Annotated in this window: 25 protein-coding genes; 22 read left to right on the forward strand and 3 right to left on the reverse strand. The window is 42.2% G+C overall.

All coding sequences use genetic code 11. From position 1 onward, the window contains the following. The first annotated feature begins 24 nt into the window (after positions 1 to 24). From MKX49_RS02115 to MKX49_RS02140, 6 genes are all read left to right on the forward strand, one after another. Entirely contained in the window at positions 25 to 1,116 is a 1,092-nt protein-coding gene (locus tag MKX49_RS02115; RefSeq protein ID WP_340874578.1) for a GerAB/ArcD/ProY family transporter, read from the forward strand. A gap of 196 nt (positions 1,117 to 1,312) precedes the next feature. Continuing rightward, positions 1,313 to 2,419 (forward strand): GerAB/ArcD/ProY family transporter, encoded by a 1,107-nt coding sequence (locus tag MKX49_RS02120; RefSeq protein ID WP_323598936.1) that lies wholly within the window; start codon positions 1,313 to 1,315, stop codon positions 2,417 to 2,419. 269 nt (positions 2,420 to 2,688) lie between these two features. Beyond that, on the forward strand, positions 2,689 to 3,426 hold the full coding sequence (locus MKX49_RS02125) for an extracellular solute-binding protein (protein ID WP_445670155.1): 738 nt from the start codon (positions 2,689 to 2,691) through the stop codon (positions 3,424 to 3,426). Between the two features lie 21 nt (positions 3,427 to 3,447). Beyond that, entirely contained in the window at positions 3,448 to 3,921 is a 474-nt protein-coding gene (locus MKX49_RS02130; protein WP_340874581.1) for a hypothetical protein, read from the forward strand. A 78-nt stretch (positions 3,922 to 3,999) separates the two neighbouring features. After that, positions 4,000 to 4,554, forward strand: a complete 555-nt coding sequence (locus tag MKX49_RS02135; RefSeq protein ID WP_264896411.1) for an RNA polymerase sigma factor — start codon at positions 4,000 to 4,002, stop codon at positions 4,552 to 4,554. After that, entirely contained in the window at positions 4,555 to 5,280 is a 726-nt protein-coding gene (locus MKX49_RS02140) for an anti-sigma factor (protein ID WP_340874583.1), read from the forward strand. Between the two features lie 121 nt (positions 5,281 to 5,401). Here MKX49_RS02140 and MKX49_RS02145 read toward each other — a convergent pair whose 3' ends face one another. Next, on the reverse strand, positions 5,402 to 5,524 hold the full coding sequence (locus tag MKX49_RS02145) for a hypothetical protein (protein WP_340874585.1): 123 nt from the start codon (positions 5,522 to 5,524) through the stop codon (positions 5,402 to 5,404). Between the two features lie 77 nt (positions 5,525 to 5,601). Continuing rightward, positions 5,602 to 5,829 (reverse strand): hypothetical protein, encoded by a 228-nt coding sequence (locus tag MKX49_RS28345; RefSeq protein WP_445670086.1) that lies wholly within the window; start codon positions 5,827 to 5,829, stop codon positions 5,602 to 5,604. Positions 5,830 to 5,921: 92 nt separating this feature from the next. Here MKX49_RS28345 and MKX49_RS02150 point away from each other — a divergent pair, with 92 nt between their 5' ends. Further along, the gene (locus tag MKX49_RS02150; protein ID WP_340874588.1) at positions 5,922 to 6,617 is read left to right on the forward strand and encodes a YjjG family noncanonical pyrimidine nucleotidase; all 696 of its coding nucleotides are present in this window, start codon (positions 5,922 to 5,924) and stop codon (positions 6,615 to 6,617) included. 91 nt (positions 6,618 to 6,708) lie between these two features. On the opposite strand, the gene MKX49_RS02155 is transcribed toward MKX49_RS02150, so the two are convergent. Then, positions 6,709 to 8,007, reverse strand: coding sequence for an MFS transporter (locus tag MKX49_RS02155; RefSeq protein ID WP_340874590.1), 1,299 nt, complete (start codon positions 8,005 to 8,007; stop codon positions 6,709 to 6,711). A gap of 466 nt (positions 8,008 to 8,473) precedes the next feature. On the opposite strand from MKX49_RS02155, the gene MKX49_RS02160 reads away from it, so the two are divergent. The 15 genes from MKX49_RS02160 to MKX49_RS02230 all read left to right on the forward strand — a co-directional run bounded on the left by MKX49_RS02160 (position 8,474) and on the right by MKX49_RS02230 (position 25,198). After that, positions 8,474 to 8,653: an IDEAL domain-containing protein gene (locus MKX49_RS02160; protein ID WP_034315231.1), complete on the forward strand. Its 180-nt coding sequence runs from the start codon at positions 8,474 to 8,476 to the stop codon at positions 8,651 to 8,653. A gap of 595 nt (positions 8,654 to 9,248) precedes the next feature. Further along, positions 9,249 to 9,569, forward strand: coding sequence for an antibiotic biosynthesis monooxygenase family protein (locus tag MKX49_RS02165; RefSeq protein ID WP_053533860.1), 321 nt, complete (start codon positions 9,249 to 9,251; stop codon positions 9,567 to 9,569). A gap of 857 nt (positions 9,570 to 10,426) precedes the next feature. Further along, a complete protein-coding gene (locus MKX49_RS02170) occupies positions 10,427 to 11,896 on the forward strand; it encodes a CoA-acylating methylmalonate-semialdehyde dehydrogenase (protein ID WP_340874593.1) in 1,470 nt (489 codons plus the stop codon). Between the two features lie 72 nt (positions 11,897 to 11,968). Beyond that, on the forward strand, positions 11,969 to 12,784 hold the full coding sequence (iolB, locus tag MKX49_RS02175; protein ID WP_340874595.1) for a 5-deoxy-glucuronate isomerase: 816 nt from the start codon (positions 11,969 to 11,971) through the stop codon (positions 12,782 to 12,784). A 22-nt stretch (positions 12,785 to 12,806) separates the two neighbouring features. Continuing rightward, positions 12,807 to 13,784, forward strand: a complete 978-nt coding sequence (gene iolC, locus MKX49_RS02180) for a 5-dehydro-2-deoxygluconokinase (RefSeq protein ID WP_318292770.1) — start codon at positions 12,807 to 12,809, stop codon at positions 13,782 to 13,784. Between the two features lie 32 nt (positions 13,785 to 13,816). Further along, complete coding sequence (gene iolD / locus MKX49_RS02185) at positions 13,817 to 15,727, forward strand: 3D-(3,5/4)-trihydroxycyclohexane-1,2-dione acylhydrolase (decyclizing) (RefSeq protein WP_340874598.1); 1,911 nt, start codon at positions 13,817 to 13,819, stop codon at positions 15,725 to 15,727. 18 nt (positions 15,728 to 15,745) lie between these two features. Then, a complete protein-coding gene (gene iolE / locus MKX49_RS02190; protein ID WP_340874600.1) occupies positions 15,746 to 16,633 on the forward strand; it encodes a myo-inosose-2 dehydratase in 888 nt (295 codons plus the stop codon). 22 nt (positions 16,634 to 16,655) lie between these two features. After that, positions 16,656 to 18,068 (forward strand): sugar porter family MFS transporter, encoded by a 1,413-nt coding sequence (locus MKX49_RS02195; protein WP_340874601.1) that lies wholly within the window; start codon positions 16,656 to 16,658, stop codon positions 18,066 to 18,068. A gap of 48 nt (positions 18,069 to 18,116) precedes the next feature. Beyond that, positions 18,117 to 19,148 carry a Gfo/Idh/MocA family protein gene (locus tag MKX49_RS02200; RefSeq protein WP_340874603.1) on the forward strand — a complete coding sequence of 344 codons (1,032 nt, stop codon included), beginning with the start codon at positions 18,117 to 18,119 and terminating at the stop codon, positions 19,146 to 19,148. Between the two features lie 46 nt (positions 19,149 to 19,194). Next, the gene (locus MKX49_RS02205; RefSeq protein ID WP_340874605.1) at positions 19,195 to 20,073 is read left to right on the forward strand and encodes a sugar phosphate isomerase/epimerase family protein; all 879 of its coding nucleotides are present in this window, start codon (positions 19,195 to 19,197) and stop codon (positions 20,071 to 20,073) included. Positions 20,074 to 20,077: 4 nt separating this feature from the next. After that, complete coding sequence (gene iolI / locus MKX49_RS02210) at positions 20,078 to 20,923, forward strand: 2-keto-myo-inositol isomerase (RefSeq protein WP_340874608.1); 846 nt, start codon at positions 20,078 to 20,080, stop codon at positions 20,921 to 20,923. Between the two features lie 41 nt (positions 20,924 to 20,964). Continuing rightward, entirely contained in the window at positions 20,965 to 21,819 is an 855-nt protein-coding gene (gene fba, locus MKX49_RS02215) for a class II fructose-1,6-bisphosphate aldolase (protein WP_340874609.1), read from the forward strand. A gap of 108 nt (positions 21,820 to 21,927) precedes the next feature. Further along, positions 21,928 to 23,121: an MFS transporter gene (locus tag MKX49_RS02220; protein ID WP_340874612.1), complete on the forward strand. Its 1,194-nt coding sequence runs from the start codon at positions 21,928 to 21,930 to the stop codon at positions 23,119 to 23,121. 42 nt (positions 23,122 to 23,163) lie between these two features. Further along, positions 23,164 to 24,117, forward strand: a complete 954-nt coding sequence (locus MKX49_RS02225) for a sugar phosphate isomerase/epimerase family protein (protein ID WP_340874614.1) — start codon at positions 23,164 to 23,166, stop codon at positions 24,115 to 24,117. A 67-nt stretch (positions 24,118 to 24,184) separates the two neighbouring features. Continuing rightward, the gene (locus MKX49_RS02230) at positions 24,185 to 25,198 is read left to right on the forward strand and encodes a LacI family DNA-binding transcriptional regulator (RefSeq protein ID WP_072272447.1); all 1,014 of its coding nucleotides are present in this window, start codon (positions 24,185 to 24,187) and stop codon (positions 25,196 to 25,198) included. Positions 25,199 to 25,609: the final 411 nt, after the last annotated feature.

Below are 25,609 nucleotides of genomic sequence, written 5' to 3' on the forward strand. Positions count from 1 at the left end.
ATTATGACAGAAGGGAGGAAGCAGATGGAGAAAGGGAAAATTTCATCATTACAGATGGCATTCTTGATGTATCCGACGATTGTGGCAACGGCCATTCTCGGGGTTCCAAGCATCACAGCGAAATATGCCAAAACTGATTTATGGCTGTCTCCCATTTTTGCTGCGCTCATAGGGTATCTGACGGTGTATATCGCTTATAAACTGCACCAGCTGTATCCAAAACAAACGGTGATCCAATTCACTGAAAAGATCATTGGTCGGATTCCGGGGAAAATTTTCGGTTTTTTACTCATGTTTTTTTATATCCAGAACACGGGGCTACTCCTTAGAGGCTACGCAGAATTTGTTGTCGGCTCTTTTCTGGTAAATACCCCGATTAGTGTGATCATGGCATCGATGGTGCTTCTGTGTGCGTTCATCGTACGCGGGGGAATAGAAGTGTTGGGGCGAGCTGCCCAATTGTTTGTACCTGTTTTCATTTTTCCAATCTGTATCTTAATCCTTTTGCTGATTCCCGATCTTGAATTCAAGAATATATTCCCGATATTGGCGGATGGTATAATGCCCCCAATCAAGGGTGCGATTGTACCGGGGGGATGGTTCAGCGAGTTTTTCCTGATCATTTTCCTCCTTCCTTTTTTGGCGGATATGAAAAAAGGGATGAAATCCGGTATGAAGTCTGTTTTTGCCGTGATGATGACGTTAATTGTGGTGAATCTTACGGTTCTTTTTGTACTCGGGTCAACAACATCCACAAAGCTTTACCCCTTGATGAATGTATCTCGATACATCAGTTTTGCCGACTTTTTTGAACATGTAGAGTCCGCCGTCATGGCGGTATGGATAGTGGGGGCGTTTGTAAAAATTTCAGTTTTTTATTATGCATCTGCTTTAGGTACAGCACAGTGGCTGAATCTCTCCGACTATCGTCCTGTTGTATGGCCGATAGGGATTTTGATTGTCATATTCAGTTTGTGGTCGTTGCCTAGCTCTGTGGATGTCAGTCGTAATGATGTCAACGTCTTCCCTTTACAAGGAATTTTGATGCAAACGATTATTCCTCTGTTATTGTTGGTGATTGCTGTTGTAAGAAAAAGAAATCGTAAAGGAACTTAAACAAGCTGACTGGGCATTTTTTATGCTAAATATCCTATCGTTTAGGTGCTACACATGTCGTACTCGCGCAGAAGGCAGGACGTACTGAATGGATTAATCTCTTTATGAAGCCGTTTGAAGAGTTTATGAAAAAGTAAATCTATCGGTCGGTTGCGTGATTTAAAATTTACATACTATCACAGAAGGGAGGAAGATGATGGAGAAAGGGAGAATTTCATCTCTGCAGATGGCATTCATGATGTATCCGACGATTGTGGCAACGGCTATTCTCGGTGTTCCAAGCATCACAGCGAAATATGCCAAAACTGATTTATGGCTGTCCCCCATTTTGGCGTCTCTCATCGGATATGCGACGGTGTATATCGCTTATAAACTGCACAAACTTTATCCGAAACAAACGGTTATCCAATTCAGTGAACAGATCATTGGGCGGATTCCGGGGAAAATTCTCGGTTTTTTATTCTTGTTTTTTTATATCCCGATCACAGGGCAAATCCTAAGAAGTTACGGAGAATATATTGTCGACTCTTTTCTGGTCAAAACCCCAATTAGCGTGGTCATGGCATCGATGATACTCCTCTGTGCCTTTATCGTATGCGGAGGGATAGAAGTGTTGGGGAGAGCTGCCCAATTGTTTGTTCCTGTTTTTATCATTCCAATCCTCCTCTTAATCATCTTACTGGGCCCTGATCTTGAATTTAAGAATATATTCCCGGTATTGGGGAATGGAATTATGCCTCCAATCAAGGGTTCAATTGTACCGGGTGGATGGTTCAGCGAGTTTTTTCTGATCATTTTTCTACTCCCTTTTTTAGCGGATATGAAAAAAGGAATGAAACACGGGATGATGACTGTGTTTGCCGTGATGGTGACGTTAGTTGTAGTGAATCTTATCGTTCTTTTTGTACTCGGATCAACAACATCTACAAAGAATTATCCCCTGATGAATGTATCTCGGTACATCAGTTTAGCCGACTTTTTTGAACATTTGGAGTCCGCCATCATGGCCGTATGGATAGTAGGAGCGTTTGTCAAAATTTCTGTGTTTTATTATGCGGCTGCTTTGGGTACCGCGCAGTGGCTGAATCTCTCCGACTATCGTCCTGTGGTATGGCCGATAGGGATTTTAATTGTAGAATTCAGCTTTTGGTCGTATCCTAGCGCTATGGATGTCAGCCGTTTTGATATCATCGCCTTCCCTTTTTATGGGGTTTTGATGCAAACGTTGATTCCTCTGTTATTGTTGGTGATAGCTGTTGTTAAAAGAAATAGACAGAGAAAAAAGGGAAGCAATTCAAGCTAACCTTTTCTGCCACTTGGTTAAGAGGATTGAAAGAGTATGTAATTAAAGTCATGCCCCATTCGAATGGATACTTTTTCGAATGGGGTGTTTTTGTCGAGAAAAAAGAGAAATGCTTAAAATCATCAGATGTATTTGCAGCAAGTTTAAAAAAATAACAATTTTTTTCAAACCGTTTTGAACTTTGACCCGTTATCTATAGTACAAAGATTTTTTAGAAGGGAGAGAAGAGAGATTTGAAAAAGCTCATTTTTGTTGGATGTTTATCATTAATGCTAGTACTGTTAGGATTTTCACCGGAAATGGTTCCGAAACGGGGCCATGCTGTCGACGGCGTCGTGAAAGTCTATGGACCAGGTGGACCTCTTGGACCTATCAAGGAAGCGGGGGAGCAATTCACCAAAGAAACGGGGATAAAGGTAGAAGTAACAGCGGGACCCGAAGAAAAATGGATTGATCAAGCCAAACAGGATGCGGATATCATATACGGAGGGTCCGAGTATATGCTAACAGATTTTATGCATGATCATCCGGAGCTCCTTGATGAAAAGGACCGTACAGAATTGTATTCACGGTCTGCTGGAATCCTGGTTAGAAAAGGAAACCCAAAGAATATACAGTCTTTGGAGGATTTAACGAAGAAGGGCGTAAAGATTGTTGATGTTAATGGAGCCGGGCAACTGGGGCTATGGGAAGATTTGGCCGGAAGAAAAGGATTGATTCCTGGAATTAGCAGGAATATTGACATTTCAGTGAGATCCAGTGCAGAAGTTATCGATCTATGGAAGGCAAATTCTAAATTAGACGCCTGGATTACATATGAATCCTGGCATTACCGTCTAGCGGATGTGACGGACCTGGTTCAGCTCCCTGAGGAAGACAAGCTTTATAGAGGAACACCGGTAAGCATAACAAGAAAAAGTGATAATAAGAAAAAGGCAAAACAGTTCATTGATTATCTTAAAACGGAAAAATCCCATCAAGTGTTTCAAAAATGGGGATGGAAGTAAATTGACGAGGAGTGAGCGCATATGAAAAAAAAACGGATGGTATTTTCAGTTTTTATGATGGTCCTAGTTTTGGCGGCATGTGGAAATGAAGCTAATGATTCACCTCAAAATGATCAAGTGGTTACTGGTACTGCTAATGAAAAAGCAATGACCCTGAAATTAATGGAAAGTGAAACAACAGGCGAATACCTTGCTGATTCCAAAGGAATGACACTTTATTTTTTCAAGAATGATAAATCAGGAAAAAGCAATTGCATGGGTGATTGTCTGAAAAAATGGCCGCCATTCATGGAAAGGGATTTTGCTGTCCCTAAAGGATTTGAGGAAAAAGACTTTGGAACCATGAAAAGAGAAGATACAGGGGAAGAGCAGGTAACGTACAAAGGATTTCCACTCTACTATTTTGTGAATGATAAGGGAGCGGGAGATGTCAATGGCGAAGGTGTGAAAAATGTTTGGTATATTGTAAATGATAAGACGGTTTTTCCAAAATAAGAAAAAGGAACGATCAGTGATGGTCGTTCCTGTTACACGTTTTTTTCCAAATTTACTTGTGAGGAGTTGCAGGTGCGATTGAAAGAAAAACTTGATAAGGAATTGATGGCATTAGTCATGAAAAAGCATCGTCCTGCTCTGGAAGAACTTTATGACCGGCATATTAAATTAATCTATGGTTTTATTTTTAAGTTCACAAATGGAAATGCTGAAAAAACTAAAGAGATCGTGCAGTTGGTCTTTTTAAAGCTTTGGACCACAAAAAGCAGTTACAATTCCGAAAAGGGGCACTTTGTAAGCTGGCTTTTGACCGTTACACGAAATGTGTGTGTGGATTATGTCCGTAAAGACAGCGTTCATAACCGGAATAACAAACACATGGACATGAGTCATCCGATTGACATAGAAGATCCTAATAATGCTATAGAAAATGGGCTATTATACAGTGAAATCGCCAATGCAAAAAGTAAGTTAAGCAAGCCGCAAAAAAGGCTGATTGATCTACTGTATTGGAAAGGGTACTCGTTAACGGAAATTGCCAAAATTGAAAATGAACCGATTGGTACCATCAAGAGCAGACTTCACCAGTCGCTAAAATTGTTGAAAAAGTATTTGGAAGTAGGTGGTTTGTAAATGAATACAGAGTGCGCTAACCTGCTTTCATTTTTATCGGGTGAACTGGGAGAAAAAGAAAAAAAGGCATTCGCGGAACACTTAATTCAATGCTCTGAATGCACTAGGGAGTATGAACAAATGACGGAAGCCTGGGATTCATTGAAATGGGATTTCGAAGAAATGGAACCTTCTTCTTCCCTGAAATCAGAGGTCATGAATTTTGTCTTTGAGACTGATGATGAAGTTCCGGTGAGAAGGGGAAAGAAATGGAGTGGTTTTTTCTTTAAGCAGTTTACACCAGTAACTTCAGGGCTTTTGTTGGCTGTTCTGGTTTTGTTATTTGTGCTGTTATATTCCAATATTCAACTGAAAAAAGAACTTGCAGCTATCAATCTGCTGCCGACGGAGGTTAAAACGTCGCTATCTTTGCAGCCTGCCAATAAGACGGCAGTAAAGATGAATACGGATGGGGCTGCATACATTTTGCAGCAAGGTGAAGAAAGAAGGTTAATCGTTCAAATTCAGAATTTACCTAGCCTTCAAGAGTCCGAGGTGTATCAGGTGTGGCTGCTGAAAGATGGAAAACGGAGAAATGCAGGCACTTTCAAGCCTGATGAAGCAGGTACAGGATCATTGACATACAAACTGTCCAGAGATGATAAATTCAATCAAATTGGCATAACAAGAGAACCGGACTCAAATAGTACAAAGCCGAGGGGCGAAAAAATAGTGGGATCTTCATAAAAATAAGGGACTTGCCCGCAAAGGGGAAGTCCCTTATTTATTATTCGTACCTGAATTTAATAGCTTAGTTCTTTAAACAAGAAGAAATAGTGATTACAATGGAAGCTCATTTTCATGGTACCTATTTATTCATTAAGTCCTCACAGTACTCCCGGATCAATGCCGAGGCTTTCGTTTGGCTGATAGAGAGGTCCTTCGCGACTTTCCTTGATGATTTGTATGTTTGGTAAGATTTCCTGATCAATATCCGTTTCGTTTCATCAAGTGCTTTATCGAGTGACGTGGGGAGATCAATCTGTGTGACCTGTTCAACGTTCTCGGTTATATTTCAGGCAAGTCGGACATTAGGATAACGGAGTCACTTATTAAGACCAACCGTTCAATCAAGTTTTCGAGCTGGCGTACATTGCCGGGCCATGAATAATGAATTAATAGGTTCAAGCATTCTTCCGAAATGACTTTATTTTCATGATACCTTTCATTGAACTTATTTAAAAAATTGTACGTAAGGGGAATGATATCTTCTTTACGTTCCCGCAATTTTTCCAAGCTTGCAGTATGTATTTACCATGAATTTGCATAATTAATACGAAATTAAAGGAAATGTGTTAAGTTGGACTAAAATGATTATGGGGGCAGCGATGAAATACGAAATTATTTTATTTGATGTTGATGATACTTTGCTAGACTTTGGAATATCGGAAAAGAAAGCAATGCATGAAGCCTTTTTAGAGTTTGGTTTGCCAACAGGGGCGGAGGATTATGCGGGATGCTACCAAGAAATCAGTAAGGTATTATGGAGGGATTTGGAACGGGGGCATATAGATTTAACGATTCTGGGAGTGGAAAGGTTCAAGCGGTTGTTCCTGAAGCATGGGCTTGATATGGATGCGGATGCGTTCAGCCGTGCGTACCTGGGACATTTGGGAAAGGAAATACATCTTCTGCCCGGGGCTATAGAGGTTTGCGAGAAGCTTGGAGGATGCCGGCTTGCTATTATAACGAATGGCTTCACGGCAGTGCAGACAGCAAGGATCGGCGGGTCAGCCCTTTGCAATACCTTTGAGACCTTGATAGTTTCCCAAGAGGCTGGGTTTCAGAAGCCTGATAGAGGGATTTTTGATTATGCATTTTCCAAGTTAAAGATCACGGATAAATCGAAAGCGTTGATAGTGGGTGACTCCTTGACTTCAGATATACAGGGCGGCTTGAATTATGGAATGGATACATGCTGGTACAATCCCCATCAAAAGGATAATGATCTGGGAATCAAGCCCACCTATGAAATCCGGACACTCACTGATCTTTTGGAGATTGTAGGAAGTAAACAATTATAGGGAGGTATATGCATTGTAAAAAAACAGAGACCGCTTGTCCGAGTGATAGGGCATGCAGCCTCTGTTATTAATCACGCCAGAGATTTTAGAATCAGTTCAAATCCAGCTTATGTGGTTTGAGTGTTTGATCCTTTTCTTGCCTTCTGCTGAAATGCGGGGATAATATACAAAGCGCCAAGGAAATCGCGAGACCAGCCATCATGAATCCGCCAAATACCAAAGGGGATGGGCCGAATGAATCCGCCATGGCGGTCCAGATGAGCGGACCGAAACCTGCAATGGCCGCCGCGACCTGATAACCGACGGATAATCCAGTATAACGGACCTTGGCTGGAAAGAGCTCCGAGAATAATGTCCCTTGTGTGGAAAAAATGGCTCCCCAGATGACGCCGAGTACAATTGCCTGCATCATGTAGAACCAGCCAACCCCACGCCCAATCATTGTGAAATATGGGATGGCCAAGACGAAAAGGAGAGTCAGGCCCCCAAAATAGATGATTTTTCGATCGATGAAATCTGAAATGTAACCAATGACAGGAATGGTAATCAGCATTGTAGCGCAGCCAATCGTTAAACCGGTAAGAGCTGAATCTTGGGAATAACCAAAATACAGCGTAGTAAAGACGAGAACATAGGACATGATGAATACATTGAAGAAGCCGTCCCCAATTTTTAGTCCGATCACTTGCAGCACACTTCTCCAATCGTGTTTCAACGTTTCAATAATGGGAACTTTCGCAAGATCGCCGCTATCTTTCTGCGCTTTAAATTCCGGCGTTTCTTCAATGCCACTCCTTACCCAGATTGCCAACCCGATCAGTACACCGCTTAAAAGGAATGGAATCCGCCAACCCCAAGATAAAAATTGGGCATCGGTTGTCAAGGAACTGATGAGGGTTAGGCTAAACGAACCGGCAACCAAGCCGATGGGGACCCCTAGTTGGGGAATGGATCCATATAACCCACGGACACCTTTAGGAGCAGATTCCGTTGCCAATAGGATGGCTCCGCCCCATTCTCCTCCCAAGGAAATTCCTTGAATCAACCTCAGCACCACCAAGATGGCGGGGGCGGCCAACCCAACCTGGGCATAAGTGGGCAGAACACCGATTAGCATTGAACTCCCTCCCATACCAATAAGGGTGAACATGAGTGCTGCCTTCCGTCCGATGCGATCACCCATATGACCGAAAAGGATGCTGCCGATTGGACGGGCAGCGTAACCAGCACCGAATGTGACAAAGGCAAGAAGAAGTGAAATCGCTGGATCATGATTGGGAAAGAATAGCGTCGTAAAAACCAGGCCCGTTGCTGTCCCGTATAAATAGAAATCGTACCACTCAATAACGGAACCCGCTAAACTAGCGAAAAGAACTCGACTTTTTTTCATGATAAATGCTCCTTTAATGCTAAGTTTTTCATCAATATTGTTCTCAACAATAAATAAAGCCGAAATGAACAAAAATGATGGTAAATGAATATAAGTAAAAAACTGGATTATTTAGATTATTTTAGAGGGCTTATCCATACTGGTCAATATATTTCTGACTTTTCTGAAAAAATGAAGCAAATAACTTAGCTCCCTTCACCTGTAATGGAATATAATTAATTCTAAAGTAATGGAAATAAACGATTCGATCTTCCTAGGTAAAATGACTAAGTGAATAAAAAGAAAATGTGTTACTGATTAGAAATCCGAATATTTAGAAATTTTGTGTATAGAAGAGTGGCAAAGTGGAAATCATGTGGATAAGGAAATGAAAAATGAATAAGAGGAAAGGATAAGATTTTAATTAATAATAATAATCTCCAAGTTATTTAGTATAATAGAAAAAAGGTTAAGGAGTTGGTTTCGTATGGAGAAGCAATTGCCAGGAACATCGCTTGAACCTGAAGAGATGGCTGAAATGGTTTTAAAAAAGGCCCTTAGTGATTACCGGAAAGCCCAAATCGAAAAAGAAATCGATGACTCATTAAGAAATCGTGATAAGGAAGAGTTCCTACGTTTAACTGAAATATTGAAGGGCATTTCCTGAAATTTTATTCTCTGTGAACAAGACAAGTAGTTATGATATGGAATGTACACTGAAAAGCCAGCAAAGCTGATAACCATAAATATGCTGAAGAGAAAACTTCATTTACCTGGAACATACTAAGTAAATAGCAATCTATAGTATTATAATATTTTACATTGTAAGCGCTTTCTTGTATAATTAAATAAAGAAACGATGGAGAGAAGAGTGTAAGTGCGCTAATGGCGGGATTCACAGGTATTAGTTGCTGAAAAGTTCATGCACCGGGATAAAAACTAAAAGGGGGAAAAGTTATGAAAAAGAATGGAGTGTCTTTAGTTGAATTTGTTCAGGAGGATCGATTCGAACTCAGCTCCTACATTACTTCTTTATTTAACAAACTGAATGACTATGTTCCCAAAAGTCTTAAAGATAAAAGGTGAGTGACAATAAAAAATGGATCAGGAAGATATTCAATACTTCCTGATCCATTTTTTATTTTGTTTTTGGGAATCAGACTTTAAGTAGTACACTTAAATAAAAGTCTCATTAATTGACAATGAGAATCGTTATCGAATAAAATAATTCAATACAAGTATATCGATTGGAGTTGTTCATATTGTTCGTTCAGATGAGAAAAATGGTGGTAAAAGAAGGTAATGCAGAACAAGTAGTAAAACGGTTCAGCGGGGAAGGAATCATAGAAAAGCAGGAAGGGTTCATCGATTTAAGTGTAATGGTGAAAAAAGTGCGACGCGGGGATGAAGAGGTCATCATTATGATCAATTGGGAGTCGGAGGCGCATTGGAAGCAGTGGGAAAAGAGTGAAGCCCATATCGCAGGCCATAAAGCAAACCTAGGGAAACCAAAGCCTGAATATATCGTCAGTTCGGAAGGATCATTATATGAAGTGAAGGCTATTAAGAAGGCAGTGAAATAACTGACCTTAAGCAGCCTGTTTTAAATTCCGTACAAATAAGTAACTGGGTGGAATATCCCATTTCTCAATCATCTTGTTAGGATAAGGATACGGAATGGTTACTGTTCACATATAATAGCTTACCTTCACTAAAATTCAGGCTCCCATTATGGGTGCCTCTTTTTATTGATGAAATCTCGGGATAGGTTATGTCTGTTGATATAGTAAAATATCAATTATTTTCATTGAAATGGAGACATTCATGGAAATGTAAAGAAAAGGGGAGCAGGAAGGTAGTCTGAAAAGTTTACATATATGAAAGACTAAGGATGTTATTCTTAGGTTAGCTGGAATTCCTATGATAAAGTCAATTGAGTTTAGGAATATTAATATACCAAAATACCACTACCATTATCGATAAAGTATTGGTCAGTTTTTAAGAACCTCTGAAGATGTTTTTGATAAATATTCAAGCACATTTCCATATTTATCAATGTTTTGAACCGTGAAGAAGATAGAATATTATAAAAAATGCAAAAAAAGTGTTTACAGGGAAAATTTTTCATTGTAGTATTTCCTTATAAAGTAAATGAAATCGATTTCATCCTGAATCAAGGTTATGTACAAGCTATAACTTAAGGGGGAATGGATTGGTCCTTACTTTTTCTTAAGGTGGACCCCTGAAAATAAATGAAATCGATTTCATTCGCAGATTAAAGCTTGAATATTAGGATTGATCTAGAAAATTTATTGATTGATCCTAAAAAGAAACATGGATGGATTTCTTCCACAGGTAAATGAAATCGATTTCATTAAAGGCGATGGTTATACGGGGCTGATGATCTAACAAAATAACTTTATTTTAAGGAGGAAAAAACATGTCTTCAGTAACACATGAGGTGAAAAAATTAAAAAATTATATAAATGGTGAGTGGATTGAATCCGCTTCAAAGCAAACGGAAATCGTGTTCAACCCTGCAACTGGTGAGGCAATTGCCGAGGTGCCACTTTCCACTAGGGAAGATGTGGATCGTGCGGTCCAAGTGGCGAATGAGGCATTTAAAAAATGGTCGCAGGTTGCTGTCCCGAAAAGGGCTCGCATATTGTTCAAATATCAGCAGCTTCTTGTGGAAAATTGGGAAGAACTAGCTAAACTGGTCACTATCGAAAATGGTAAAAGCCTATCGGAATCAATTGGTGAAGTACAGCGGGGCATCGAGTGTGTCGAGTTTGCGGCGGGTGCACCTACGCTGATGATGGGCAAACAGCTTCCGGATATCGCGACCAACATTGAATCGGGTATGTACCGTTACCCAATTGGTGTAATCGGCGGTATCACTCCATTTAACTTTCCGATGATGGTCCCTTGCTGGATGTTCCCGCTTGCGATCGCATGTGGCAATACTTTCGTGTTAAAGCCATCTGAACGTACACCTTTACTTGCAGCACGCATTGTTGAACTGTTTGAGGAAGCAGGTCTTCCTAAAGGAGTACTGAACATTGTTAATGGAGCACATGATGTGGTTAATGGGCTTCTGGAGCATGAAGATGTGAAAGCTATCTCCTTCGTCGGTTCACAGCCAGTGGCAGAATATGTGTATAAAACAGGCACGGCTAACTTGAAGCGCGTCCAGGCTCTTGCGGGAGCGAAGAATCACTCGATTGTCTTGAAAGATGCCAATCTTGATATGACGGCCAAGGAAATAACAAGTGCGGCTTTTGGGTCGGCCGGTGAGCGTTGCATGGCCGCTGCGGTTGTTGTCGTAGAAGAAAGTGTAGCGGACGAGTTAGTTGAAAAATTGAAACAGGCAGCTGATGCCATTACGATCGGGAATGGTCTGGATGACGGCGTTTTTCTAGGACCGGTGATCCGGGAAGGAGCTAAGAAGAGGACTATTGATTACATCGAATCAGGTATAGCCCAGGGCGCGACCCTAGTACGCGATGGCCGTAAAGATGAGGCAGCAAGCGGCAATGGATATTACCTCGGAGCTACGATTTTTGATCATGTTACACAGGAAATGAAAATCTGGCAAGATGAAATTTTTGCACCAGTGCTCTCCGTTGTCCGTGCTAAAGATTTAACGGAGGCCGTTGAGATTGCCAATGCTTCAGCACTGGCAAACGGGGCTTGCTTATATACGGACAGTGCAGCTGATGTACGCCAATTCCGTGAAACGATCCATGCCGGAATGCTGGGCATAAACGTGGGTGTTCCTGCACCGATGGCATTCTTCCCATTCTCTGGATATAAAGATTCATTTTATGGTGATCTTCATGCGAATGGAACCGACGGCGTTGAGTTCTATACACGTAAAAAAATGGTGACTGCACGCTACGTGAAATAAGTGAATGAAAAAGACATTGCAAGATGGCCCGTTTGGATACGGGCCGGATTTTTTGAAAACAAGGAGGTACATATGAGTAAACTGCTTCAAAAACCGGAAAAACAAGAGGTCGCTGAAGGTGTTACAATCATTCAATCAGTTACGAAAGGAAATTCTCCTTTAGAATATGTTGAATTCAAAATAGTGGAGTTGGCTCAGGGGGCGGAATATTCAGAATTATTAACCAAAAAAGAATGCTGCATTGTCGCTCTTACGGGAAAAATCAATGTGACTGTAGGCGAAGATGTATACCATGACTTGGGTACAAGAGAAAGTGTATTTGATAAAGTGCCGACTGATAGCATTTACGTATCAAATGATAGGGATTTTGGATTGGAAGCGATAACCGAGGCCAGAGTGGCGCTGTGTTATTCGCCTTCCGATAAGCAACTCCCGACTAAATGGATTAAAGCGGAAGATGTTGACGTGGAACATAGGGGCATTTTGAGCAATAAGCGGTTGGTCCATAATATATTACCGGATTCAGCTCCGTATGCGAATAGCCTTCTCGTTGTTGAAGTATATACCGAAAGCGGAAACTGGTCGAGCTATCCTCCGCATAAACATGATCGGGATAACTTACCAAATGAGTCATTATTGGAAGAGTCCTATTATCATGAAATGAATCCGTCTCAGGGATTCGTCTTTCAGCGAGTATATACAGATGACCGTTCAATCGATGAGACCATGTCAGTCGAAAATGGCGATGTCGTACTTGTACCGGCCGGTTATCATCCGGTAGGGGTACCTGACGGTTATGAATCCTATTACTTGAATGTCATGGCCGGTCCGGCAAGGACATGGAAATTTCACAATGATCCCGATCATGAGTGGATCCTGAATCGTTAAAGGAAAAGGAGCTGTTAACCTGATGAACTATACTTTTAATATCGATAAGGAATTTGACTTGATTGCCATTGGCCGGGCCTGCATCGATTTGAATGCCAATGAATATAACCGTCCGATGGAAGAGACCATGACATTCACAAAATATGTGGGCGGTTCACCTGCCAATGTTGCAATTGGAAGTGCAAAATTAGGCTTGAAAGTCGGATTTGTCGGTAAGCTTGCCGATGACCAGCACGGCCGTTTCATCGAATCTTATATGCGTGAGGCAGGTGTTGATACTTCGAATATGATAATCGATCAAGAAGGGCATAAAACGGGTCTTGCCTTCACGGAAATAAAAAGCCCTGAAGAATGCAGTATCCTGATGTATCGGGATAATGTGGCCGACCTTCATTTAGCACCTTCGGAACTGGATGAAGAATATATCAAAAAATCAAAGATCCTATTGGTTTCAGGGACGGCACTAGCAAAAAGCCCATCACGTGAGGCTGTTTTAAAAGCTGTCAGCCTTGCGAAAAGAAATGATGTAAAAGTCGTATTTGAATTGGATTACCGTCCTTATACATGGAATTCCATTGAAGAAACGTCCGTTTACTATTCGTTAGTCGCAGAGCAATCAGACATTTTGATTGGCACGCGTGATGAATATGATGTTATGGAAAATACCGAAAAAGGTACAAATGAAGAAACTGTCCGTTACTTGTTTAAACATTCCGCAGACCTGGTGGTCATCAAACACGGTGTCGAGGGTTCATGTGCCTATGCCAAATCAGGAGCAATTTTTACAGCGAAGTCCTATAAAACGAAAGTATTGAAAACATTCGGCGCAGGGGATTCCTATGCTTCTGCTTTCTTATATGCGTTAGTGAGAGGCAAAGGGATTGAAAGCGCTTTGAAGTTTGGCAGTGCTTCCGCTTCCATAGTAGTAAGCAAGCACAGCTCATCTGAGGCCATGCCCGTAGCAGAAGAAATCGAGGGTTTGATTGCAGAACGCGTGTAAGGAATTTATCTACATAGAGGGGTGAACAGAAGATGGGAAAAGTGAGGTTGACGACAGCCCAGGCTTTAATCAAGTTTTTAAATCAGCAGTACATTCATGTTGATGGTGAGGAGTCTCCTTTTGTAGAAGGGGTATTTAATGTATTCGGCCATGGGAATGTAGTTGGTATCGGTCAGGCACTCGAACAGGACGCTGGCCACTTGAAAGTGATTCAAGGAAAGAATGAGCAAGGGATGGCTCACGCAGCAATTGCCTACAGCCGGGAAATGCTCCGAAGGAAAATTTATGCAGTTACTACATCTGCCGGGCCAGGCTCGGCAAACTTGATAGCTGCGGCGGGGACTGCACTTGCCAACAATATTCCTGTCCTCCTACTTCCTGCTGATACATTTGCGACACGTCAGCCGGATCCGGTTCTTCAGCAACTTGAGCATGAGCATAGTACGGCCATTACTACAAATGACGCTTTTCTTGCAGTATCAAGATATTGGGACCGCGTCACTCGCCCTGAGCAGCTCATGTCCAGTCTGATCCGGGCCTTCGAGGTGATGACAGATCCCGGGAAAGCCGGCCCAGCGACGATATGCATCTCACAGGATGTAGAAGGGGAGGCATTCGATTTCGATGAACATTTTTTTGAAAAGCGAGTCCATTATTTAGATCGGAAAGCTCCAGTTGAACGGGAACTGCAAGGAGCTGCCGAGAGAATTAGAGCGAGTAAGAAGCCGATCATCATCGTTGGTGGCGGAGCAAGATATTCCGGAGCTCGGGATATTTTGATGAAGCTGGCGGAAAAGCATAATATTCCACTTGTGGAAACACAGGCAGGTAAATCGACGGTGGAATCAAATTTTCCTAAGAATCTGGGCGGCGTCGGCATTCTCGGTACGATGGCTGCCAATAAGGCTGCCCGACAAGCAGATCTCGTAATTGGTGTCGGGACCCGCTATACGGACTTTACGACTTCTTCCAAAACTGCATTTGATTTTGAAAGGACAAAGTTTTTGAACATTAACGTCAGCCGCCTTCAAACTTATAAATTAGATGGATTTCAGGTCGTCGCCGATGCAAAAGTGGCGCTTGAAAACCTTGAAGCGTTACTAGTGGGCTATGAAACCGAATATGGGGAAATGCTTGGAGATTGGAAGGCGGAGTGGCTTTCCGAACGGACCCGTTTAAGTACAGTCACTTTTAGCCGTGAAAATTTCAAGCCTGAAATCAAAGACCAGTTTTCACAGCAAGTCTTGAATGAATATTCGGATGCATTGAAAACTGAATTGGCCCAATCAACTGCGATGATCGCAATAAACGATACAATCGATCCGGAAAGTGTGGTGGTCGGTTCGGCCGGATCACTTCCGGGTGACTTGCAGCGCCTCTGGCATTCAAGCGTGCCAAACACGTACCATCTTGAATATGGTTTCTCCTGCATGGGCTACGAAATTGCAGGAACTTTAGGAGCCAAGCTTGCTCATCCAGACCGGGAAGTCTATGCAATGGTAGGGGACGGCAGTTTTCTGATGCTTCATTCGGAATTGATCACAGCCATCCAATATAATCATAAAATCAACATTCTATTGTTTGATAATTCAGGATTTGGCTGCATCAATAATCTGCAAATGGAGAATGGCAGCGGAACATATTGCTGTGAGTTCAGAACACATGATAACCAAATCATGAATATTGATTACGCAAAAGTAGCCGAAGGGTATGGAGCCAAAACTTATCGGGCCAATACTGTCGATGAGCTGAAAGCTGCATTGGAGGATGCAAAGAAACAAACGGCATCTACATTAATAGAAATGAAGGTTCTGCCGAAAACGATGACGGATGGTTATGACTCCTGGTGGAATGTTGGCGTGGCAGAGGTCTCGAAACGGAAAAGTATACAAAGGGCATATGAAGCGAGACAAGAGAAATTAAAAATGGCCAAACAATATTAAAAGGGGGGAAGTCGGAAAATGCAGGAGATTTCGTGGGGGATTGCCCCAATTGGCTGGCGTAATGATGACATACCGGAAATCGGAGCTGAAAACACCGTATCCCACCTTTTAAGCGATATTGTCGTGGCAGGATTTCAGGGGACCGAGGTAGGAGGTTTCTTCCCGGAACCGGAGGTCCTGAATAAAGAGCTGAAGCTTCGGAACTTAAAAATAGCCGGTCAGTGGTTCAGCAGTTTCATCATCCGTGATGGCATCGACAAAGCAGAACAGGATTTCCATGAACACTGCAAATATTTACAGGCTGTCGATGGAGATGTAGCGGTAGTATCCGAACAGACTTACAGTATCCAAGGCGAAAGGTACGATGTATTTAAGGACAAGCCCCGCTTTACTGATGAAGAATGGGGAATATTGTGTACGGGCCTGAATCGGCTAGGGGATATTGCAGGACTTTACAACTTAAAACTGGTGTATCACCACCACATGGGGACGGGCGTCCAGACATTGAGTGAAATTGACCGCCTTATGGAAAATACCGAAAAGAAAGTGCAACTGTTATATGATACTGGACATATTTATGTATCGGATCGCGATTGCATGTCACTTCTGCAAAAGCATATCGACCGCATTGGGCACGTTCATTTCAAGGATGTGAGGCATAGCGTGCTGGAGCAGTGCCGAAAAGTTGGGAAATCATTTCAAGAATCTTTTTTAACCGGCATGTTCACAGTGCCTGGTGACGGCTGCATTGACTTTGTAGAAGCTTACCATACATTACTGGAAAATCATTATAAAGGCTGGATTGTAGTAGAGGCGGAACAAGATCCTTCCGTTGCCCATCCATTGGAATACGCATTAATAGCTCGCAAGTATATAAATGAAAGGCTGCTCCTAGTTCAAGATTAAAAACGGGAAAGAAGTGATTAATTTGAATAATGATGGAAATCAAATGGCATTCTTACGCAAGATTATTATTATCTCGACGTTAGGCGGTCTTTTGTTCGGATATGATACAGGTGTCATTAACGGTGCCTTGCCGTTCATGTCCGAAGCGGATCAACTTAACCTCAATTCACTTACGCAAGGACTTGTTGCCAGTTCACTTCTTTTAGGCGCGGCACTTGGAGCTTTTCTGGGAGGCAGACTTTCGGATTATGCGGGCCGCCGAAAAAACATTCTTTTTCTTTCGGTACTTTTTTTCTTTTCGACTGTTGGATGCACGTTTGCACCGAGTGTTACGGTCATGATTGCCTGCCGTTTTCTACTCGGCCTTGCGGTAGGCGGTGCGTCAGTAACCGTTCCTACTTATTTGGCGGAAATGTCTCCAGCTGAACGACGCGGCCGGATCGTCACCCAAAATGAATTAATGATTGTTAGCGGACAGCTGCTTGCATTCATCTTCAATGCCATTCTTGGGACAACGATGGGTGATAGTTCACATGTTTGGCGTTACATGCTGGCCATTGCATCACTTCCAGCCATACTTCTTTTCTTTGGCATGATCAGGTTGCCTGAAAGTCCAAGGTGGCTTGTGTCCAAGAACAAAAATGAAGAGGCCCTGAAGGTTTTGAAAAGAATACGTAAAATGGAAGAGGCAGAATCGGAATTTCAGGGAATCAAAGCGACATTCGATGAGGAAAACCATGTTAAAAAAGCGACATATAAGGATTTGACCGTCCCGTGGATACGGAGAATCGTCTTTCTTGGAATCGGGATTGCCATCGTTCAGCAAATAACGGGCGTTAATTCCATCATGTACTATGGTACCCAAATATTAAAAGATGCAGGGTTTGAGACAAAAGCTGCTTTGATCGGGAATATTGCAAACGGTATCATTTCTGTGTTGGCAACATTTTTAGGTATTTGGCTGCTTGGTAAAATCGGGCGCCGTCCAATGCTCTTAACCGGTTTGATAGGTACTACGACCACATTGTTATTGATTGGCGTCTTATCTTCCCTTCTTGAAGGGACGGCTGCACTTCCCTATATCATTTTGACCTTGACTGTCACTTTCCTTGCCTTTCAGCAGGGGGCCATTTCACCGGTTACCTGGTTGATGCTTTCAGAGATCTTCCCGCTTCAAGTTCGTGGGCTCGGTATGGGTGTCACCGTATTTTTCCTTTGGGTCGTGAACTTTCTAATCGGCTTAACATTCCCGGTTTTATTAGATAAAGTCGGATTGTCTACCACATTTTATATCTTTTTCGCTTTTGGCATCATGGCTATCACCTTTGTGAAAAAATGTTTACCCGAAACGAGAGGACTTACACTTGAACAGCTTGAACAGAACTTCCGCAATCATGGAAAAGAACCTGCAAAGGAAATGACAAAAATAATTTAAGAGTTATAGAGTAATGAACCAGATATGCATAAAAGGAGGAATATGATCATGACATTAAATTTTGGTGTAATAGGAACGGGTGCCATCGGCCGGGAGCATATTAAAAGAATCACAGACAAATTATCCGGAGGGAAAATTGTGGCTGTAACCGATGTGAATAAAGAGGCGGCAAGGCAGGTCGTGAAACAATATGGACTTGAGGCACTTGTATATCCGGATGACAAATCACTGGTAAACTCGGAAAATGTCGATGCAGTGCTTGTTACGAGTTGGGGGCCAGCACATGAGCAAAATGTATTGAATGCGATTGAGGCTGGCAAATATGTGTTCTGTGAAAAGCCACTGGCGACAACGGCGGAAGGCTGCAGGAGAATTGCAGAAGCGGAAATGAAACACGGGAAGCGTTTGGTGCAAGTTGGTTTTATGCGACGTTATGATAGCGGTTACGTACAACTGAAACAAGCCATTGATAGAAATGAAATTGGCGAGCCGCTTATGGTCCGCTGTGTACACCGCAATCCAGAAGTGGATGAAAAATATACGACGCAAATGGCGGTCGTTGATACATTGATTCATGAGATTGATGTATTGCATTGGTTAATCAGCGATGATTACAAATCAGTTCAAGTCATTTACCCGAAGAAAGCCAGCCGCGCGCATGCTAACCTAAAAGATCCCCAACTTATCATAATGGAAACGAAGAGTGGGATTGTCATCCAAGCTGAAGTATTCGTGAATTGTAAATATGGCTATGATATCCAATGTGAAGTCATTGGTGAGGACGGTGTTGCATATCTCCCTGAACCAGCGAGCATCGTGACAAGGAAAGGCGCTAAACGGAGCACGGATATCTTGGTAGATTGGAAGGACCGTTTTATGGATGCATATGACATAGAATTACAGGATTTCATAGATTCCATTGTAAAGACAGGTCAGCCGAATGGTCCGACTTCATGGGATGGATACATTGCTGCTGTAACAGCTGATGCTTGTGTAAAAGCACAAGAGTCCGGACAGAAAGAATCCGTTGACCTTGAAGAGAAGCCAGTTTTTTATACGGGAAAAATTACTGTTCAGTGAACGTAATTATGCATTGAACGAAAAATAAATTATAGGGGGAAAGACCATGAAACTAGCTTTGGATCCTACGATGTATGCCAATTTATCATTAAAAGAAATGGTCGATAAAACAGCGGAACTAGGCTATGAATTTATCGAACTGTCACCGAGGGAAGATTTTTGCCCATTCTATAAATATCCTAAAGTGGATAAGGAACAGATTAAAAATTTGAAACGCTGGTGCAGCGACGCAGGTGTGAAGATATCATCCTTGCTTCCGCTTTACTACTGGGCCGGTCCTGATGAGGAACGGCGCCAGGCCGCAGTCCGTAATTGGAAACGCGCCATTGAAGTGGCAGTGGAATTGGATGTTGACTTGATGAATAGTGAATTTAACGGATCTAAATTCAATGAAGTTATCTGTGAAGAGAAATTCATTAAATCAATGGATGAGCTCCTTCCGGTATTTGAAAGGGAAGGCGTTAAACTTAATTTGCAGGCACACCCATTCGATTTCATCGAAACTCATGAGGGAGCTATGGATATGATCCGTGCCCTTGATCGTCCGTGGATCAACCTTGTATATTCAACAGCACACACATTTTTCTATGATGATGGTAAAGGCGATATTGCCCCTATGTTCGATTCTGCCGGGGATCGCCTGCAACATGTCTTGTTTGCTGATACATTCAATCATAAAGCGTCCAACGGACTCCGTTATATCGTCAATCCTCCAGGTGTCGAGGCAACCGTCCACCAGCATTTGAACATCGGCGAAGCGGAAGTTGACTTTGATACGATCTTCAAAAAACTGAAAGAAATGAATTTTGACGGCATCGCGACAAATGCAGTATTTGCTTGGATCGACAAAGCAGACTGGTCAAGTAAGCTTATGCTTCAAAAAATGAGAGACGGATTGGGTTTAGCAGAAAGAATTGGAGGCTGACAGAATGAAACTTTGTTTCAACCAAGCGACCACACTTGAAAATTCCAACTTGGTCAAAGATCTCAAACACTGTGAAAAACACGGTTACGATTATATCGAAATCCGTACCATGGATAAATTGCCTGAGTATTTGGAAGAACACACAATTGAAGAACTGGCCGAATTTTTTAATGCAAATCATATTAAGCCACTTGCCTTCAACGCCCTCGTATTCTTTAATAACCGCGATAAAGACGCCCATAAGGCGATAATAGCCGAATTTAAGAAAATGATGATCATGGCGGAGAAATTGGGTGTGAAATATGTGGTGGCGGTTCCGCTTGTAACGGAAGCGAAAATATTGAAAGAAGATATTAAAAACAGCTGTGTGGAAGTATTGGCTGAACTTTCCGAGATCGCTGAACCGTTTGGCGTTAAAATAGCAGTGGAATTTGTCGGGCATCCGCAATGTACTGTGAATACATTCGGTCAGGCATACGATATCGTTGAAACAGTCAACCGTGATAACGTTGGTTTGGTGCTGGACTGTTTTCACTTCCATGCTATGGGTTCCAGTTTGGAAGACTTGAAGAAAGCGGATGGGGAGAAAATCTTCATTTTACACATTGATGATACAGAGGATTTTCCGATTGGTTTTTTGACGGATGAAGACCGGGTATGGCCTGGACATGGTGCCATAGATTTAGATAGCATATTATCCATCTTGAAGGGAATTGGTTATTCTGACGTCGCCTCCGTGGAATTGTTCCGTCCAGAATATTATGAACTCGATGCTGAAGAAGCCATTAAGACTGCAAAAGAAACGACAATTCAAGTTATTTCGAAATACTTTGCACTACAGAATGTATGAGTGGATCTAAATAAACTCGGGAATAAGGGGGTGATGGAATAATGCCTTTAGTAGCAATGAATGAGATGCTTTTAAAAGCAAAAGCAGAAAGGTATGCTGTGGGTCAATATAATATTAATGGTCTGGAATTCGCCCAGTCGTTTTTACAGGCTGCCAATGAGGAACGAGCGCCGATCATACTTGCGGCATCGGACAGGCTTGTTGATTATCTTGGCGGATTTAAAACGATTGCTGCTATGGTAAAAAGCCTTATGGAAGAAATGGACATTACGGTTCCGGTTGCCCTTCATCTTGATCATGGAATGGATGTGGAACGCTGCAAGAAAGCGATAGAGGCGGGTTTTACATCAGTCATGATTGATGGCTCCCATCATCCAATAGATGTAAATATTGAAATCACCAAAAGGGTTGTCGACTATGCCCAAAAGTTTGGCGTTTCCGTTGAGGCGGAAGTGGGGACAGTCGGTGGGACGGAAGATGGCCTTGTCGGCGGTATTCAATATGCAGATCCCCATGATTGCACGAGGATTGTAAAAGAAACGGGAATTGATGCACTAGCGGCTGCTTTGGGTTCCGTTCATGGCCCATATCAAGGAGAACCTAAACTCGGTTTTGAGGAAATGGAATTAATTTCGAATATGACGAATGTGCCTCTCGTCTTACATGGAGGCTCAGGTATACCGCTGCACCAAATCAAAAAAGCAATTGAACTTGGACACGCTAAAATAAATGTCAATACCGAAAGCATACAAGTGTGGGCAAAAACCATTCGGGAAGTATTGGCCGTTGAAGGAACAGTATATGAGCCTCGCGCCATCATCACACCAGCGAAAGAAGCTATCATCACCGTCGTGAAGAGAAAAATCGCAGAGTTCAATACAAGTGGAAAGGCTTAAGAATGAAAAGGTGTTCCCAACTACGTTGCGGGCACCTTTTGTACATTCACTTTTTGCCTAAGGTACCATTGGTGAAAAAATAGCTCGCTGGTCAGAGGAAGTGTTGAAATGACTTTGTTACATACCGCACGTAATAGATTTTTGTTTTTAGTGCTCTGCTTTATTTTTTGGTTTTCTAATTTCATTTATATTCCCATTTTGTCCCCTTACCTTGAGATGATTGGTGGGGATTATACATTTATCGGCATGGTATTAGGCAGTTACGGGCTGATGCAATTTCTCTTCAGGCTTCCGTTCGGAATCCTATCCGATCTCATAAAAGTAAGAAAGCCTTTTATTATCTTTGGGATGACCATGAGTACGTTGAGCTGCGTGACATTTGCATGGGCCGATAGTTTAGGCTGGATCCTTTTGGCCCGCTCTTTAGCAGGCGTTGCCGCCGCTACATGGGTAGCGTTCACCATTTTATTTTCCAGCTACTTTTCAGAATATGATCTTCACCGAGCGATGGGCAGTATCTCGTTAGCTGTGGTTCTGGCACAGCTGCTTGGAATGGTGGTCAGCGGATACATTGTCGATCTATGGGGATGGCACGCACCTTTTTGGATAGGCGGGATTATCGGTTTCGTTGGTATCGTCCTTTCGCTTTTTATTTACGAATCAAACGAGGATTTTCAGAAAGAGCCCATTCAATTGAAAGAACTGTTATCAGTCATGCTTGAACCGGCGCTTTTAAAAGTATCATTTCTATCCATTCTCGCACATGGCATCATCTTCTCGACAATGTTCGGCTTCACCCCGGCATTTGCCTTAAAGCTTGGGCTCCATACTGATGAGATCAGCATGGTCATCTTTTCTTTCATGATTCCTCATGCCGTTGCCACCATGCTTAGCGGGAAAATATTCGTACCATTATTCGGACAATGGAAGTTACTGAAACTAGCTTTTGCTCTAACGGCCATTTTTACAGCATGTACGCCATTAGCAGAAACAAAAGGGCTGCTTTTTCTGATTCAAGGATTGAATGGATTCTCATTAGGCATTCTTTTTCCATTGTTTTTAGGAATGGCGGTAGAGACAATTTCCCTTGAAAAAAGGGCAACGGCCATGGGGGGGTATCAAGCAATCTACGCGATTGGTATGTTCGCTGGACCTTTCATTGCAGGAATTTTGATTTCTCATTTAGGTATTTCTTCAGGATTTTATTTCGCGGGGTCATTAGGTTTAACCGCTTTATTCTCTATGATTGTATGGAGTCACCTTGAAAGGAAAGCAACAAAACATAATTTGAATTTGAACTAAGCGATGTGAAAGGGATGCTAGTTTAATGGAGGAGGAGCACTTATGAAGGTTGGTTTAGTTACTGATATTTTAGGTTACATGCCATTTGAAGAGATGCTGGATACGTGTGTGGACCAGGGAATAGAGACACTGGAGCTAGGATGCGGCAATTGGTCGAAGGCTCCACATCTCGATCTCGATGGACTTCTTGGCAATGCAGCAAAACGAAAGCAATTATTAAATGAATTGAATGTAAGGGGGATTAGCATTGCAGCGTTGAATTGTTCTGGCAATCAGCTTGATCCATCAGCTGAAGGAGAGATGCATAAAGCCGTTGTTAATAAGACCTTTCAGCTAGCTGGGCTTTTAGGTGTTGAAACGGTTGTCATGATGTCGGGGTGTCCTGGCGGCGGACCAAGTGACAGGACGCCAAATTGGCTGACACATCCCATTTTGCCCTCACACTTTGAGATGCTTGATTGGCAGTGGAATGAAGTGGCATTCCCTTATTGGAAAAAAGCTGTGACAACGGCAAAACAAAATGGGGTTAGAAAGGTTGCCATCGAAAATCTAGGCTGCAATTTAGTTTACAATCCTGAAACACTCTTTAAATTGAGGCATGAAGTCGGTGATACGATCGGCATGAATTTTGATCCGAGTCATTTATTTTGGATGGGCGGCGACCCCATTGCGGCTTTAAGGGTTTTAGGAAGCGCAGTTTATCATATTCATGCAAAGGATGTACGCTTGGAAAGAGGGATATATGACGTCCAGGGGTTGATTGATGTGAAACCAATGAACCAATATGCAGGTAGATCATGGAATTATGTTGCACTCGGGTATGGGCACGACAGTGGCTGGTGGAAGGAGTTTTTTACTATTGTTAAAATGATTGGTTATGAAGGGCCCATCGTTCTCGAAATGGAAGATTTGACAATGGAACCACTAACGGGCGTGAAAAAATCCATGAATGTTTTGAAAGAAACATTGCCTAGAGAATTCGATGTTTTAACATGAAGTCTAAATTACTTTATAATGGACTTAATGAAAATGATAAAAGAAATAGGCAGGTGGAGATAATAGTATGAAAATGAGCGATGTGGCGAAATTGGCCAATGTATCTCCTGCAACCGTTTCAAGAGTGCTCAGACAGCCGGATTTAGTCAGCGAGGAAACTAAACAAAAGGTGCTGCAGGTGATTGAAGAGATGAATTACAAGCCTCACATGATTGCCAGTCAGTTCAGGACTAAAGAGACAAAGATCATTCTGGTCGTCGTTCCGGATATTACAAGGCCCTTTTTTTCCGAAGTGCTTCGGGGCATTGAGCATACAGCTGTAGAAAATGGCTATCAGGTTATATTGGGAGATACGGAGAACGATATTGAACGGGAAAAGGAATATATCGATTTGCTTTACAAAAAGCAGGCAGATGGAGCGTTACTCCTTACTGCTAGAATGAATAGGGAAAGCCTGGAAAAACTATCAAATCAATTTCCGATTGTATTGGCATGTGAATACGTGGATGGACTGGACATTCCAACTGTTTCGATCGACAATGTAAGCAGTGCCAGAAAAGTAACGGAACATTTAATCAACCTTGGTTATAGACGGATTGCCCATATAACAGCACCTATGAACATCATTCTTAGCCGGGATCGCCTAGGGGGGTTCCAGCAGGCAATGAAGAAGCATCACTTGAAAGTAAACCCGGAATACATCCAGGAAGGGGATTATGGCATTGACTCAGGTTATGACCAGATGGTGAAATTATTATCGCTTGATAACAAGCCTGAAGCAGTGTTTGTATTTAATGATGAAATGGCGCTGGGAGCTGTAAAGGCAATCCAGGATCATGGGTTGAGCGTTCCCGAGGATATTGCTGTCGTAGGTTTTGATAATTTGAAAATAGCATCGATTTTTAATCCGCATATGACGACCATTGACCAGCCTAAGTACGAAATAGGGAAAAAGGCAACGAACTTATTGCTGACCTTAATGAAAGGCGGAACCATTGAAAAGAAAAAATTCGTTCTGGAAGATGAGTTGATTATCCGCGAATCTTGCGGTTCCAAATTGGAAAAAAGCTTGAATGTATAAAAATGTTTGGCAAGATTATTATGTTAGTAAATGAATGGCTTCCTTTTATGGGAGCCTTTTTACATTTCGACCAAAGATGTGAAAAAACCACATATAGTGGAGTTGCCAAACATACTAAGAGGGTTTTTCAATGATGTAATTGTACATTAATCAGCAGGGGATATAATATCCCTTAAGCTAATTGGTTTAGTGGCTACCGTTGTCTTAACAGGTGGGGGATCTGCAGGAACTTCACTGACGATCATCTGTTTGAAATAATGTAAGCTGTAACATTAAAATATGGAAACGTGATATTGCGAATCCCATTCAACTTGAATGGGGATTTTTTTGATGGCCTTTATATTGGAATGGTCGATAATCTTCATACGTTTCACTTCGAATTGCCGGCAAATATTAAAAAGCGCCCTTAGC

Source organism: Peribacillus sp. FSL M8-0224 (assembly GCF_038003055.1).
Lineage (GTDB): Bacteria > Bacillota > Bacilli > Bacillales > DSM-1321 > Peribacillus > Peribacillus frigoritolerans.

Bases quoted from the DNA above. Each gene is read 5' to 3' on its own strand.
- MKX49_RS02220 (WP_340874612.1), top strand. From the start codon at position 21,928: ATGACTTTGTTACATACCGCACGTAATAGATTTTTGTTTTTAGTGCTC.
- iolE (WP_340874600.1), top strand. From the start codon at position 15,746: ATGCAGGAGATTTCGTGGGGGATTGCCCCAATTGGCTGGCGTAATGAT.
- MKX49_RS02125 (WP_445670155.1), top strand. From the start codon at position 2,689: ATGCTAGTACTGTTAGGATTTTCACCGGAAATGGTTCCGAAACGGGGC.
- iolD (WP_340874598.1), top strand. From the start codon at position 13,817: ATGGGAAAAGTGAGGTTGACGACAGCCCAGGCTTTAATCAAGTTTTTA.
- MKX49_RS02120 (WP_323598936.1), top strand. From the start codon at position 1,313: ATGGAGAAAGGGAGAATTTCATCTCTGCAGATGGCATTCATGATGTAT.
- MKX49_RS02160 (WP_034315231.1), top strand. From the start codon at position 8,474: ATGGAGAAGCAATTGCCAGGAACATCGCTTGAACCTGAAGAGATGGCT.
- MKX49_RS02150 (WP_340874588.1), top strand. From the start codon at position 5,922: ATGAAATACGAAATTATTTTATTTGATGTTGATGATACTTTGCTAGAC.
- MKX49_RS02170 (WP_340874593.1), top strand. From the start codon at position 10,427: ATGTCTTCAGTAACACATGAGGTGAAAAAATTAAAAAATTATATAAAT.
- MKX49_RS02230 (WP_072272447.1), top strand. From the start codon at position 24,185: ATGAAAATGAGCGATGTGGCGAAATTGGCCAATGTATCTCCTGCAACC.
- MKX49_RS02200 (WP_340874603.1), top strand. From the start codon at position 18,117: ATGACATTAAATTTTGGTGTAATAGGAACGGGTGCCATCGGCCGGGAG.
- MKX49_RS02140 (WP_340874583.1), top strand. From the start codon at position 4,555: ATGAATACAGAGTGCGCTAACCTGCTTTCATTTTTATCGGGTGAACTG.
- MKX49_RS02205 (WP_340874605.1), top strand. From the start codon at position 19,195: ATGAAACTAGCTTTGGATCCTACGATGTATGCCAATTTATCATTAAAA.
- MKX49_RS02130 (WP_340874581.1), top strand. From the start codon at position 3,448: ATGAAAAAAAAACGGATGGTATTTTCAGTTTTTATGATGGTCCTAGTT.
- iolC (WP_318292770.1), top strand. From the start codon at position 12,807: ATGAACTATACTTTTAATATCGATAAGGAATTTGACTTGATTGCCATT.
- iolB (WP_340874595.1), top strand. From the start codon at position 11,969: ATGAGTAAACTGCTTCAAAAACCGGAAAAACAAGAGGTCGCTGAAGGT.
- iolI (WP_340874608.1), top strand. From the start codon at position 20,078: ATGAAACTTTGTTTCAACCAAGCGACCACACTTGAAAATTCCAACTTG.
- MKX49_RS02225 (WP_340874614.1), top strand. From the start codon at position 23,164: ATGAAGGTTGGTTTAGTTACTGATATTTTAGGTTACATGCCATTTGAA.
- fba (WP_340874609.1), top strand. From the start codon at position 20,965: ATGCCTTTAGTAGCAATGAATGAGATGCTTTTAAAAGCAAAAGCAGAA.
- MKX49_RS02115 (WP_340874578.1), top strand. From the start codon at position 25: ATGGAGAAAGGGAAAATTTCATCATTACAGATGGCATTCTTGATGTAT.
- MKX49_RS02155 (WP_340874590.1), bottom strand. From the start codon at position 8,007: ATGAAAAAAAGTCGAGTTCTTTTCGCTAGTTTAGCGGGTTCCGTTATT.